The organism is Rhizobium sp. CB2179, from assembly GCF_057653455.1.
In genome coordinates this window covers 218,150-231,355 of sequence record NZ_CM172781.1, presented here as the reverse complement: position 1 = coordinate 231,355, position 13,206 = coordinate 218,150, and the positions used below count along the sequence as shown (strand labels likewise).

General features: G+C 63.1%; 10 protein-coding genes. 7 read left to right on the top strand and 3 right to left on the bottom strand.

What is annotated here, in order from left to right; all coding sequences use genetic code 11:
* Nucleotides 1-202 precede the first annotated feature (202 nt).
* The 7 genes from AC244Q_RS01160 to AC244Q_RS01130 all read left to right on the top strand — a co-directional run bounded on the left by AC244Q_RS01160 (nt 203) and on the right by AC244Q_RS01130 (nt 9,001).
* Nucleotides 203-904: an SDR family NAD(P)-dependent oxidoreductase gene (locus AC244Q_RS01160; protein ID WP_012755965.1), complete on the top strand. Its 702-nt coding sequence runs from the start codon at nt 203-205 to the stop codon at nt 902-904.
* Nucleotides 905-990: 86 nt separating this feature from the next.
* The gene (locus AC244Q_RS01155; RefSeq protein ID WP_012755964.1) at nt 991-1,356 is read left to right on the top strand and encodes a VOC family protein; all 366 of its coding nucleotides are present in this window, start codon (nt 991-993) and stop codon (nt 1,354-1,356) included.
* A 326-nt stretch (nt 1,357-1,682) separates the two neighbouring features.
* Complete coding sequence (locus AC244Q_RS01150; protein ID WP_128408058.1) at nt 1,683-5,474, top strand: peptidoglycan-binding protein; 3,792 nt, start codon at nt 1,683-1,685, stop codon at nt 5,472-5,474.
* A gap of 314 nt (nt 5,475-5,788) precedes the next feature.
* Nucleotides 5,789-6,712 (top strand): sulfite exporter TauE/SafE family protein, encoded by a 924-nt coding sequence (locus AC244Q_RS01145; RefSeq protein WP_003556284.1) that lies wholly within the window; start codon nt 5,789-5,791, stop codon nt 6,710-6,712.
* Nucleotides 6,712-7,512, top strand: coding sequence for a TIGR02186 family protein (locus tag AC244Q_RS01140; protein ID WP_128408057.1), 801 nt, complete (start codon nt 6,712-6,714; stop codon nt 7,510-7,512). Before AC244Q_RS01145 ends, AC244Q_RS01140 begins: the two co-directional genes overlap by 1 nt.
* A gap of 201 nt (nt 7,513-7,713) precedes the next feature.
* On the top strand, nt 7,714-8,271 hold the full coding sequence (locus AC244Q_RS01135; RefSeq protein ID WP_012755961.1) for a dihydrofolate reductase family protein: 558 nt from the start codon (nt 7,714-7,716) through the stop codon (nt 8,269-8,271).
* 148 nt (nt 8,272-8,419) lie between these two features.
* The gene (locus AC244Q_RS01130) at nt 8,420-9,001 is read left to right on the top strand and encodes a transglycosylase SLT domain-containing protein (RefSeq protein ID WP_003545252.1); all 582 of its coding nucleotides are present in this window, start codon (nt 8,420-8,422) and stop codon (nt 8,999-9,001) included.
* Nucleotides 9,002-9,033: 32 nt separating this feature from the next.
* Here the strand turns inward: AC244Q_RS01130 and pdeM are convergent, their stop codons facing one another.
* The 3 genes from pdeM to AC244Q_RS01115 all read right to left on the bottom strand — a co-directional run bounded on the left by pdeM (nt 9,034) and on the right by AC244Q_RS01115 (nt 13,098).
* Complete coding sequence (gene pdeM, locus AC244Q_RS01125; protein ID WP_032996226.1) at nt 9,034-9,759, bottom strand: ligase-associated DNA damage response endonuclease PdeM; 726 nt, start codon at nt 9,757-9,759, stop codon at nt 9,034-9,036.
* Nucleotides 9,760-9,802: 43 nt separating this feature from the next.
* Nucleotides 9,803-12,313 (bottom strand): ligase-associated DNA damage response DEXH box helicase, encoded by a 2,511-nt coding sequence (locus AC244Q_RS01120; protein ID WP_128408056.1) that lies wholly within the window; start codon nt 12,311-12,313, stop codon nt 9,803-9,805.
* Nucleotides 12,314-12,465: 152 nt separating this feature from the next.
* A complete protein-coding gene (locus AC244Q_RS01115) occupies nt 12,466-13,098 on the bottom strand; it encodes a YitT family protein (RefSeq protein WP_017992860.1) in 633 nt (210 codons plus the stop codon).
* Nucleotides 13,099-13,206: the final 108 nt, after the last annotated feature.

Genomic DNA, 13,206 nt, shown 5'->3' with positions numbered 1-13,206 from the left:
CGTTTGCGTAAACGTCAAAGTCCGCACTTGTGCCGTCTTTTCTTGAAAAAATTCGAGAGCATGAATCCGCGGGCCATAAAGCGCCGAAAGGAGCAAACGCCATCTCATCTTGCTTGTCCATCGCAACGGAGTCACCGCCGGGCAGTAGCGCAAGTCGTTCGGACTTCCTAAGTCTTTCGGACGATTCATCGAGGAAGACATCATGACCGACTTTCCCTATGAGAGTGCGCTGATCGTCGGCGCGGGCTCCGGCATCAGCGCATCGCTTGCCCGGCAATTGTCGGCGCAGGGCGTCAAGGTCGGGCTCGCCGCCCGCAATATCGAGAAACTGCAAGGGCTCATCGAAGAGACCGGCGCCAGCGCCTTTACAACAGATGTCTCGCAACCTGCGAGCGTCGCAGCACTCTTCGAAGAGGCTGCCGCCGCAATCGGCGGGCCTGACGTGGTGATCTTCAATGCCAGCGCTCGTCAGCGCGGCCCGCTCGCAGAACTCGATCCCGCCGATGTCGAGAAGGCGATTGCGACCTCCGCTTTCGGCGGTTTCCTGGTGGTGCAGCAGGCAGCGCGGCGGATGATCCCGCGCGGCCGCGGCGCCATCCTGATCACCGGCGCGTCGGCAAGCGTGAAGGGCTTTGCGCAATCAGCCCCCTTCGCGATGGGCAAGTTCGCGTTGCGCGGCCTTGCCCAGAGTGCAGCCCGCGAACTCGGGCCGATGGGCATCCATGTCGCGCATTTCGTCATCGACGGCGCGGTGCGCTCGCAGATCCGGCCGGACCGGGTGGAGAAGCCGGATGGCACGCTGCTGCCGGAGGCCATCGCCCAGACCTATATCGACGTGCTTCGCCAGCACCGCAGCGCATGGTCGCTGGAGGTGGAAGTCCGGCCCTGGACGGAGAGCTTCTGAGCTCTTGCTATAGACGGATACAGCAACTTTCGCGGCGGCTTCAAACAGGCTAGACTTTGCCGTCAATGCTGGCTGGGAGGACACCAATGCCGCGCCTGGACCACGTCACCATCGAAACCCGTGATGCCCCCGTCATGATCGGTTTTCTGGAAACCTTGCTCGGCGTCAGGGAAGGCTATCGGCCACCCTTCGCCTCGCCCGGCCATTGGCTCTATCTCGACGAGTGCCCGGTCATTCATCTCAGCCTGACATCACGCAGCACCGATTTTCCGCCCGGCATCTTCAACCACGTCGCCTTCAGCCTTTACGAATTCGAGCCGGCGCTGGAACGCATCAAGGCGACCGGCTATCGCTACGAATATTACGATATTCCCGACACCGATCTCGGCCAGGTCTTCGTCTATGGCCCCGAAGGCGTGAAAATCGAGCTGCAATATCCCAGGCCCGCCTGAGCGCAGCGTCGCCATTCGATGTGACGCGTCCGGGGGCAATTGCCGCCAAAAACGGCGTTTTGAACACAAACGTTAAAAAATTCCCATCGACATTAACGGCTTGTTTACCACGTTTCGTGAAAGGTGCGGATTGAGCAGTAGCGATCCGCATTCCTTTTCCCAGTCTCGCGTTCCCTTAGGATGCCGCTACATCGTTCAGCTTGAGGAAAGTCTAATTGACTATCGTCTTATGAATGGTGCGCTCAGGTCCGCGTAAAGCGGGCAGCAGACGAAAAGCCAAAGATCGAGCTCTGACGAGGGGTCGAGCAGTCGAAGCGAGCAAGAAGATGAACGGATCGCGATCAAATCCTTCCCGACAGTCCGACAGGACCTCGCTCGATGCGCTGAACCGCACGATCGAAGGGCTGGAGGCGCGCATCGAAGGGCTGATGGGCAGCGGGCGCGAACAGCGGCCGCGCACGGCAGCGGCCGAGCGCGATCCTTATGCCGCTTCCCATGCTCCCCGGCCCGCAAAGGCCCCGCCCGAGCCGCGGCCGGATCCGCTCGCCGAAATCCGTCAACGCCAGCGCGCGCTTGAAGCTAGCCGCGAGCGGCCTTATGCACGCGAACAGGCCCCGCAGCTTCGGGAACCTGCGCCTCGCGCCGCTGCCCCAGTGCCGGCGCCGGCCTTGCGCGCCGGCAACGACACGATGACGGAGATCGCCCAGGCGCTCGTCAACCTGCGGCAGGACCTGAAGCGCGACATTTCCGAGGGCGTCACCCGCGAGATGAACGCGTTGCGCGCCGAGCTGCGCGAAATCAAAACAAATGCCGGAGACGGCCGTTTCGCCGACGACATGCGCGCCGATATGGGCCGCCTTGCCCAGAGCATCACCCAACTGACCGGTCGCTCCGTCGCACCGGAGGCCACCGGCCTTCGCGAGGATTTCGAAGAGCTGCGCTCGCTGATGGACGGGCTGGCGCGCGAGGATTCGCTGCGCCATATGGAAAACCGCTGGGACGGTTTCGAAAACCGGCTTGCGGCGCTCGATACCGAGGGGCTGCAGGAAGAGCTCGTTTCGCTCGCCTATCGGCTCGACGACATCAAGCGCCATATCGGCGGCATGGGCGAGAGCCCGGCCGTTCGGGCGCTGGAAGACAAGCTGATCTCGATCGCCACGGCGATGGAGCATTTCGGCAATATGATCCAGCCGCACGACCGGGTGATGTCCGAACAGTTCGCCGCCATGGATATGCGGCTCGACGAGATCAGCCGGGCAATCGCGGCAAGCGGGCGCACGGCCACCACGAATGATCCGGGCCTGATGCAGCGGCTGGAAAATCGGCTGGAGGCGCTGGCCGATCAGATCGACCTGATGAGCCATGATGCGGCCAGCCGCGTGAACCCGGCCGACGAGCTGGCGATGCGGCTGGAGGCGCTGACGGGACGCGTCGAGGAGATGACGAAGGCGGAAGCGACGTCGCGGCTCGACGAACGGCTGGAACATCTCTCCTATCTGCTGGAGCGCACGCAGGAGACGGCGCCGCAGGCCGACCTCACCGGCACGCTTTCCGACATTTCCCGCAAGATCGACGCGCTTGAGAACGGCGCCGTCAACGACGTGCTGGCGCAGCGGCTCGACCATCTTGCCCGGCGTATCGACGAGATGGCCCATCAGCAGCAGGCGCCGGCGCCTGCTGCTGTAGCCGACGACAGCGCCTTCCTGCGTCTCGAAGGACGGCTGAGCGACATTGCCGCCCGCCTGGAGGAAAGCACATCGGCAGCGCCGACCGATCCGCGGGCGCTGAAGAACCTCGAAGACCAGATCGCCAATCTGTCGGCGCTGATGAGCGCGCCGCGCGAGAGCGCTGTAATACCCCCCGAATTCGACCAGCGCATGGGCGCGATCGAAGACTATATGGCGACGAGCGACGAATATATCATCGAGGCCGCACGCCAGGCGGCAGAGGCCGTGGTCGAAGCCTATTCGCGTCATGGCGGCCCGCAGGGTGTCATGCCGGCCGCCGACATGTCGGCGCTGACGGCGCTGGCCGAGGATCTGCGCCACCTCGAGGATCTCAGCCGCGACAGCGAGGAACGCACGCACAAGACTTTCCAGGCGCTGCACGAGACGCTGGTGCATATCGCCGATCGGCTCGACGGCATGGAAGATCGCGGCCGGCCGCTCGCCCAGATGCCGGTCGCCGACGTCGATTTCGATGTCGATCCCTATGCCCTGATGGTGGCCGAAGCCGAGCTGAACAGGACGCCGGCCACTGCCCAGACAGCGAATGCTTCTCCTGTTATTCGCACGGCCGAGGTCGCCGCCGAACCTGCCGCCCCGGCGCAAGCCACCGCCATGAGCGGAACGAGCGCGATCGCCATCGAAGCCGCGACCAGGACGACGGAAGTTGCGACAGCCGCACGGGCACAGGCCCCGGCGAAGGCCAGCCTGCTCGCCAGCCTCGGCAAGCGGCTGCTGCCCGGCAAGAAAGCCGAGAGCAGGGCGACCGAGCGTCCGATGATTGACCCCGCGCCGTCGATCGATCCCACCGACGTGGTGCCGACGGATGCGGCAAACGAACTGCTCGAGCCGGGCTCGGGCGCGCCTGACGTGAAGAAGATCCTTGAACGGGTTCGCGCCAGCCAGAGTGCGGCACGCGGCAAGCCTGCCGGCGAAACCGATCGCGCCGATTACATCGCTGCTGCGCGCCGTGCGGCACAGGCGGCTGCGATGGAGGTGGATGCCAATCCGAAGCAGGCAGCCGTTAAGGCCGAGAAAAAGGGCGCGAACGCCGACAAGGCCGGCAAGACTTCCGACAAGACGGGCAAGACCAGCGCCTTTTCGCGCTACCGGCGGCCGATCCTGCTGGCCGTCGGCGCCGTGCTGCTCGCCATCATGGCCTTTCCGCTCGCCCGAACGCTGACGAGCGGCGAGCGCGCGCCGCAGCCGCCAGCCGAAGTCTCGGCGCTGACGGGTGCTGCGGAAAACCCGGCGCCGCCCTTGCCTGAAGCGACACCTGCCCAGCCGGATGCCGCCGCTCTCGGAACGACCGCTCCGGCAGCGGAAGCTGTACCGCCCGCCGCCGAACAGGCGCAGCCGGAAGCAACCCCACCTGACGCCGGCGAGCATCTGACCGACGTGGCGCCGCTTGACGGCGAAGGGGCTGCGACCCTTGCCCCTCCCGGTCCGTCGGGCGCGGCACAGGAGACATCGGGCTTCGTTCCGAACGCCCCGGCTGCGGCGGCACCCGCACCGGCCATCACCATTCCCGACACCGTCCAGCCGAAATCGCTTGCCGATGCGGCGAGCAGCGGCGATACGCTGGCGCTGTTCGAGATCGGCGCGCGTTATTCGGACGGCCGCAACGGCATGACGGTCGATCAGAAGCAGGCGGCGAGCTGGTACCAGCTTGCGGCGGATAAGGGCTTTGCGCCCGCGCAATACCGGCTCGGCAGCATGTACGAGAAGGGCAACGGCGTCGAACGCGACATCACCAAGGCGAAGGGCTTCTACGAACAGGCGGCCAACCAGGGCAATGCCAGCGCCATGCACAATCTCGCCGTGCTCTACGCCTCCGGCGCGCTTGGCCAGCAGGATTATGCGACGGCCGCCTCGTGGTTCACCAAGGCAGCGAACCTCGGCATCACCGACAGCCAGTTCAACCTGGCCATCCTCTGCGCCCGCGGCAACGGGGTCCCGGCGGATCTCGAAGAGTCCTACAAGTGGTTTGCGATCGCCGCCAAGGGCGGCGACAAGGATGCGGCGCAGAAGCGCGACGAAGTGGCCAAAGCCATGAAACCCGACCAGCTCGAACGGGCGCGCGCCAAGGCCGATCTCTGGAAACCGGAGCCGGTCGACCACCGCACGAACGCCATCGACATCCCCGACGAATGGGCCGGCACCGGCGCGAAGACGGCGAGCGTCGACATGAAGAAGGCGGTCCGCAACATCCAGGCGATCCTCAACAATAACGGCTTCGACGCCGGCGTGCCGGACGGCGAAATGGGCGCGAAGACCGTGACCGCGATCAAGAACTTCCAGAAGTCGGTCGGCCAGGAGCCGGACGGCAAGGTGACCGATGCGACCGTGAAGGCGCTGCTCGAACGCAACAAGCAGGCCGGCAAAGCGATCTGAGGCGCGTCGCATCGACGCGGGATCGTCTCGACCCTTTCTTCCGGGCAATGAAAAACGCCTGGCGGCACTATGCCGCAAGGCTTTTTCCAATTTTGCCGTCGCCTGTCACAAAACCTGAAAAAAGCCGGATTATGCCGGACATATCGATCCGCGCATTCGGCGAATCCTCTGCCACCGATCTCTCCGCCAATCTCTATGGCTAATCATGGGGCCGATCGAAAGCCTCTGGCAACGATTTCACAGTATGGTGCGCATTCGAACGGGGACGTGACAAGAAACCGCCCGGCAGGAGCGGTCATCATTCGGGGTCGGCTGTGACAATCTATCTGCCCATCGCAGAATTGTCGGTGAACATTTTCATCATTCTCGGCATGGGGGCGGCCGTCGGATTCCTGTCTGGAATGTTCGGCGTCGGCGGCGGCTTTCTGATCACGCCGCTATTGATCTTCTACAACATTCCCCCGGTCGTCGCGGTCGCGACCGGCGCCAACCAGGTTGTGGCTTCGTCGATATCGGGCGCGATCACGCATTTCCGGCGCGGCTCGCTCGACGTCAAGCTCGGCACGGTGCTGCTGGTCGGCGGCCTTACGGGTGCTACGGTCGGCATCTGGATCTTCTCGCTGCTGCGCGCCATCGGCCAGCTCGATCTGATCATCTCGCTGATGTATGTCGTCTTCCTCGGCACAGTCGGCGGACTGATGCTGCTCGAAAGCATCAATGCCATGCGGCGAGCAGCGCGCAACGAGCCACCCGCACCGCGCAAGCCCGGCCACCAGCACTGGGTGCACAAGCTGCCGCTGAAGGTGCGTTTCAAGAAATCGAAGATCTATCTCAGCGTCATTCCGATCGTCGCACTCGGCTTTGCAATCGGCATCCTCACCTCGATCATGGGTGTCGGCGGCGGCTTCATCATGGTGCCGGCGATGATCTACCTGCTGCGCATCCCGACCAATGTGGTCGTCGGCACCTCGCTGTTCCAGATCATCTTCGTGACCGCCTATACGACGATCGTGCAGGCGGCGACGAACTTCTCCGTCGACATCGTGCTTGCCTTCATCCTGATGGTAGCGGGTGTCATCGGGGCACAATACGGCGTGCGCGTCGGCCAAAAACTGCGCGGCGAACAGCTGCGCGCGCTGCTCGGCCTGCTGGTGCTCGCCGTCGGCGTGCGTCTTGCGATCGCGCTGGTGGTGACGCCGGCCGATGTCTATTCGGTGGTGATGGGAGCGGGCAACTGATGCGCCTGCTTGTTTTCGTCATCGCGTTGCTTTGTCTGCTACCGGCGGTGGCCGGAGCGCAGTGGCTGCCGGGGCAGGCAACGGAGGCGGTGCGTGAAGGGCTGGAAATCGGCACGTCGACCAGCGAAATCGCCATCACCTCGGATTTCCACGGCGCGGATTTGACCATCTTCGGAGCGCTCTCGAACACCGACCAGCTACTGCTCGCCGTCGGCCAATATGATGTGGTCGTGGTGCTGGAAGGCCCGCGCGAGGATGCGACGGTGCGCAAGAAGGAACGCGTCTTCGGCATCTGGGTGAACACCCGCTCGATGACCTTCGAAGCGGTACCGCATTCCTATTCGATGTCGAGCTCGCGCATGATCGACGACATCGTGACGCCGCTTGACCTGACCGATCAGGGGATCGGCATCGACCACATTCCGCTTACGCCGGTCGGCTTCGTCGGCGACGGCAGCAATCTCGGCGAGTTCCGCGAGGCCTTCCGGCGGCTGCAGCAGGGCGGCGGGCTTTATGACCGCAACCCGAGCGGCGTGCGGTTCGTTTCCTCCAACCTCTTCAAGGCGAGCCTGCGCCTGCCGGCAAACATTCCGAACGGGGTGCACAGTGTGCGCGCCTATCTGTTCAAGAGCGGCCTTTTCGTGACCGAGAAATCGCTGCCGCTGCGGGTCATCAAGACCGGCATCGAGCAGACGATCACCGATGCGGCGCATGATCAGCCGATCCTCTACGGCTTTGCGGCCGTGCTGCTCGCCGTGATCACCGGCTGGGGTGCCAGCCTGATCTTCCGCAAGGACTGATCCACAGCCAAGGCGCTCAGGATTTCTTCCCGAAACTAGGCTCGGCAAGACGCTGAGCGCGAAGGCCCGCGGCAGCAGCTGCTTGCCCGAATGTTCTGCTTCAAAAAAACCGCTTGCATTTCGCTATCAGTCGACTTAAATTTCAACCAGTTGTTAAACGCAACCAGTTTTAATGGACGGCAATTCAGAAGGAGGATGGAAATGAGAAAGCTTATCGTCTGGAACCTGATGACGCTCGATGGTTATTTCGAAGGCACGAAGCCGTGGGATATCGACTTCCACAATCTCGCCTGGGGGCCCGAATTGCAGCGCTATGCCGAACAGTTCGGTAGGGAAAGCGATCTGCTGGTCTTCGGCCGCAAGACCTATGAGGGCATGGCCTCCTACTGGCCGACCGCCGAGGGCGAAGGTGAGATCAAAACCTATATGAACGGCATCGCCAAGATCGCCGTGTCGCGGACGATGAGCGAGCCCGGCTGGAACAATGCCCGCGTCGTCAGCGATCCGATCCCCGAATTGACCAGGCTGAAGCAGGAGGATGGCAAGACGATCTTGATCTTCGGCAGCGCCGAGCTTGCCGATAGCCTGCTGAAAGCGGGGCTTATCGACGAAGTCAGGGTTTGCCTGGTGCCGGTGATCCTCGGCGGCGGCAATCCGCTTTTCAAACAGGCAGAGGGCCAGCTGCCGCTGAAGCTCATCGAATCCTCGACAACGGAGGGCGGCGCGGTGATCCTGCGCTACGAGCCCGTCAAGGCGTAGGGATTTTGATGCGATGCCGGCCCGGTGGTCAGGCCAGGGTATCCATCCCTGGCCACACAAGGAGGCAGCCGCGGAAGTTCGCATTCGACTAAAAACCGGTTTTTAACATTTACGAGTTAGTAATCTCTCGGAAACGAGAGGTTTTGTCATGCGTACTCGTATCGTTCTGACGGCCGTGGGTCTCGCGCTGCTTGCCGGCTGCGCGACGGCGCCGAAGCAGACGAGGAACATCTGTGCCGTCTTCGACGAGCGCGACGGGCTTTTCTCCAGCTGGCAGAGTGCCGCCGAGCGGACGGAGAAGAAATACGGCGTGCCCGTTCCGATCCTGATGGCGACGATGTATACTGAATCCGGCTTCCAGCCCTATGCGCGGCCACCGCGCACCAAGCTGTTCGGCTTCATTCCCTGGACCCGGCCTTCGACCGCCTACGGTTATTCTCAGGCGCTCGACGGGACTTGGGATCACTATCAGTCGCAGACCGGCAACTGGACCGCGCGGCGGGCGAACTTCGCCGACGCGATCGATTTCATTGGCTGGTATCACTATCAGAACAGCGTGGAGACTGGCATTCCGCTGAACGATGCCTATAATCTCTATCTCGCCTATTATTCCGGGCCGACGGGATACAAACGCGGCGACTGGCGCTCGAACGGGCAGTTGCAGCAGACGGCGCAGAAGTTTGCGCGGATGGCAGGGACGTATCAGCGGCAGCTGCAGGAGTGCGATTGAGTTTAGGTGGTGCCGTCCAAATATGGAGGGCACTACCCCCTCAAGTTCCCATATCTGACCGAATAAATCCGATCCCGCCCCAGCAGATGCGCCACCAGCAAAGCCTTGTCGAACAGGCCCTTCATCGCCTGATGGCCGAGATCCAGACCGCCGCTCATGAGGCCGAAGGCCGGCATCAGCAGGCGGGCGCCGTCGGTGGCAAAGCACGGGCGGCGGACGGATTTCTCGCGGCGGCGGACCGTCGCCGACGGGTGCAGGTGGCCGGCGATCTCGCCGCTTTGCAAGCCGTTCTTCGGCTCGTGCCGAAAGGTCAGGCCGGCATAATACATCTCGTCGGCAGATGTGCCCGGCAGGTCGACGATGCCATCCGGATCATGGTTGCCATTGATCCAGATCCATTCGCGGCCGCGCGCCATCTCGACGATCAGAACGCGAAAATTCTCCGGCAGGTGCTTGGAACCGATGCGGTCGTGGAAATTGTCGCCGAGCGAGATGACGAGCTTCGGATCATAACGCGAGATGACGGCGGCAAGGACGGTCAGCGTTGCCAGCGTATCGTAAGGCGGCAGCATCATGCCGCGGCGGGCGAAGGCTGCGCCCTTTTCCAGATGCAGGTCGGAGACGACGAGCAGGCCGGCATCGGGCAGATAGAGGGCGCCGAGCGGATCGCAGACGGCGGCAATGCCATGGACCGATGTCTCGATGCCTGGTATCGCGGCCAGTCCTGAAATGTCGCGCGCGAGCGCCAGGCGGTTCATCACTTCTCCTATTCCCAAATACGTCAGTCAGGCCCAATTCTCGTCAAGCGAGCGCTTCGGCGATCAGATCGTCCGCCGCTTCGGCGAGCAGTGTATCATGGGCCTCGCCCGGCACCGCCTCGCGTCCGATTTCCAGCATCACCGGCACGGCGAGCGGGGAAATATGGTCGAGGGCGCGGTGGGTGATGTGGCCCCTGATTCGTCTCAGCATATCGCCAAGACGGCCAATATCCAAAAGTCCCGTCGCCGCATCCTGCCGCGTCGCCTGCAGGAGGATGTGATCCGGTTCGTGGCTGCGCAACACGTCGTAGATCAGATCGGCCGAGACGGTGATCTGGCGGCCGCTCTTTTCCTTGCCCGGATGGCGGCGCTCGATCAAGCCTGCAATCACGGCGCAATTGCGGAAGGTGCGCTTCAACAGGAAGGATTCGTCCAGCCAGGCTTCGAGATCGTCGCCGAGCATGTCCTCGTCGAAGAGGTCGGAGAGGTTGAGCCGGCCATTGCGGATCATCAGGCCCATATCCTCGAGGCCCCAGACGGCAAGGGAATAATCGGTGGCGACGAAACCGAGGGGCTTGGCGCCTATCCGCTCCAGCCGGCGGGTGAGCAGCATGCCGAGCGTCTGGTGGGCGAGACGGCCTTCGAAGGGATAGGCGACCATATAGCCGCGGCTGCCGCGCGGGAAGGTTTCGATCAGGAACTCGTCGCGCTTCGGCAGCATCGACTTGTCGTTCTGCAGCGACAGCCAGTCGCGCACCTGATCCGGCAGGCGGCGCCAGCGATCGGGATCGGCGATCATCGCCCGCACCTGCTCGGCGAGATAGGTCGACAGCGGAAACTTGCCGCCATTATAGGAGGGGATCTTCGGATCGAGCGAAAAGGCCTGCGACGCCAAGCACTCGTTTTCGCGGATGCCCTCGAAACGCAGCACCTTGCCGGAGAAGACGAAAGTATCGCCCGGCGACATCTGCTCGAGGAAATATTCCTCGACCTTCCCCAAGGTAGCGCCGCCGCGGCCGATCCTGCCGCCCTCGCCGCGCTTGACCATGCGGATATTCAGCATCGGGCTTTCGACGATGGTGCCGAGGTTGAGGCGGTATTGCTGGGCGACTGCAGGGTTGGAGACGCGCCAGCGGCCCTCCGCAGTCTTGCGGATACGGGCGTAACGCTCATAGGTCCGCAGCGCATAACCGCCGGTCGCGACGAAATCGATGATGCGCTCGAAGGTCTCCCAGCTCAGATCGGCATAGGGCGAGGCGCTGATGATTTCATCGTAGAGTTCCAGCATGTCGAAAGGTTCGGCGCAGGCCATGCCGAGCACATGCTGGGCGAGCACGTCGAGCGCGCCGCGCCCGACCGGCGGGGTGTCCTGTGCGCCGATATAATTGGCGTCGAGGGCTGCCTGACACTCCATGACCTCGAAACGGTTGGCCGGCACGAGGATCGCCTTCGAGGGCTCGTCCATGCGGTGATTGGCGCGGCCGATGCGCTGGGCAAGACGCGAGGCGCCCTTCGGCGCGCCGACATGGATGACGAGATCGACATCGCCCCAGTCGATGCCGAGATCGAGGGTGGAGGTGGCGACGACGGCGCGCAGCCGGTTTTCGACCATCGCCGCCTCGACCTTGCGGCGCTGGGCGACATCGAGCGAACCGTGATGGAGCGCGATCGGCAGGTTGTCGTCATTGATCGTCCAGAGCGCCTGGAAAAGCATTTCGGCCTGGCTGCGGGTGTTGACGAAAAGCAGCGTCGTGCGATGTTCGACGAGCTTGTTGTAGACATCGGGAATGGCATATCGGGCGGAATGGCCGGCCCAGGGGATCCGCTCTTCGGTCGACAGGATCGAGATATCTGGTTTGGCGCCGCCTTCGACGACGACGAGGCCGGCATGATGTTCGCCACCCTCTTCCTGGCCGACCAGCCATTTCTGCAGGTCCATCGGCTCGGCGACGGTGGCCGACAGGCCGATGGTCTTGAGGCCGGGGGCAAGGCGGCGGAGACGCGCTAGGCCGAGCGAAAGCATATGGCCGCGCTTGGAGGTGACCAGCGAATGCAGCTCGTCGAGGACGATATATTTCAGGTCCTTGAAGAACCGCTCGGCCTCCCGGTTTGCCAGAAGCAGGGCGACCTGTTCCGGCGTCGTCAGCAGAATATCCGGCGGGTTGAGCTTCTGGCGCTGGCGCTTGGCGTTCGGCGTGTCGCCGGTGCGGTTTTCGACGGTGACAGGCAGGCCCATCTCCTCGACCGGCTTCATCAGGTTGCGTTCGATATCGATGGCAAGCGCCTTTAGCGGCGAGACATAGAGCGTGTGGATGCCGGTGAAGGCCGAGCCCGGCGGGATCTTGCCGCGGCGGGTGAGATCGGTGAGCGAGGGCAGGAAACCGGCGAGCGTCTTGCCGGCGCCGGTCGGGGCAATCAGCAGCGTGCTTTCGCCGGCATCAGTGCGGGCGAGCAGTTCCAGCTGATGGGCGCGCGGGCGCCAGCCCTTTTCCGCAAACCAGCGGGTAAAGGCGGCAGGAAGCAGGGTACGGGCTTCGGAATCGATCTGGTCCACGCCCTGAAAGTAGTGAAACGCCGGGGAAAGAGAAGAGCGGCCAAAGCATGTCGCGCAAAAGTGTGCAGCGGTTTTGCGATAACGACATGCGTAAAAATAAAGAGCTAAAGCGCGAGGAGCGAATCTGAAAGATCGCGACGCGCTTTAGCAATTCACATGGCGATATAGCGGTCCTTGCGGTGGTTGATGGCAATCGTCAGGTTGAGAACGATCGCGCCAAGCACCGAGCAGGCGATGATGAAGGGGCTAGCGACGAAGAAGGAGAGCGCCAGGATGATACCGTCGAAGCCGAGCTGGACGAAGCCGGCGCGCCAGCCGAAGCGATCCTGGATATAGAGGGCGAGAATGCCGATGCCGCCGAGGCTGGCGCGGTGGCGGAAGAGCGCCAGCATGCCGGCGCCGATGACGAGGCCGCCGAAGAGCGCGCCGGCGATGGGATCGACATGCGCCATGCTGACAAAGCCCGAGATGAATTCCGACAGGACCGAGGTCAGCGCGATGGCCGCGAAGGTCTTGATGGTGAAGGCGAGGCCCAAGCGGCGGAAGGCGAGATAATAGAAGGGCAAGTTCACGACAAAGAAGCAGAGGCCGAAGCTGAAGCCCGTCGCATAATGGGCGAGGAAGGCAAGGCCCGCCGTGCCGCCGGCAAGCAGCCCGGCGCTGGAGAGAAGCGTTACGCCGAGCACGGCGAGCATGCTGCCGGCAACGATGCCCTGGGCGTCGTCGAAGAGCGAATGACGGTCGGCGCTGGAATTCAGAAGGCCTGCAAAAGCGTTGGATGCCATGGTGTTCCCCTGTCTGCGTTTCCGTCTTCTATCCGCGGTCAGGATAAAGGCAAGCGGCAGCAGAGAGGACACCTCTTGACAGCTGACATAATCATGGATATTTTTTAT

What these genes read in the sequence shown, in the direction of transcription:
- AC244Q_RS01160 (WP_012755965.1), top strand. Translation starts at nt 203, where the DNA reads ATGACCGACTTTCCCTATGAGAGTGCGCTGATCGTCGGCGCGGGCTCC.
- AC244Q_RS01155 (WP_012755964.1), top strand. Translation starts at nt 991, where the DNA reads ATGCCGCGCCTGGACCACGTCACCATCGAAACCCGTGATGCCCCCGTC.
- AC244Q_RS01150 (WP_128408058.1), top strand. Translation starts at nt 1,683, where the DNA reads ATGAACGGATCGCGATCAAATCCTTCCCGACAGTCCGACAGGACCTCG.
- AC244Q_RS01140 (WP_128408057.1), top strand. Translation starts at nt 6,712, where the DNA reads ATGCGCCTGCTTGTTTTCGTCATCGCGTTGCTTTGTCTGCTACCGGCG.
- AC244Q_RS01135 (WP_012755961.1), top strand. Translation starts at nt 7,714, where the DNA reads ATGAGAAAGCTTATCGTCTGGAACCTGATGACGCTCGATGGTTATTTC.
- AC244Q_RS01130 (WP_003545252.1), top strand. Translation starts at nt 8,420, where the DNA reads ATGCGTACTCGTATCGTTCTGACGGCCGTGGGTCTCGCGCTGCTTGCC.
- pdeM (WP_032996226.1), bottom strand. Translation starts at nt 9,759, where the DNA reads ATGAACCGCCTGGCGCTCGCGCGCGACATTTCAGGACTGGCCGCGATA.
- AC244Q_RS01115 (WP_017992860.1), bottom strand. Translation starts at nt 13,098, where the DNA reads ATGGCATCCAACGCTTTTGCAGGCCTTCTGAATTCCAGCGCCGACCGT.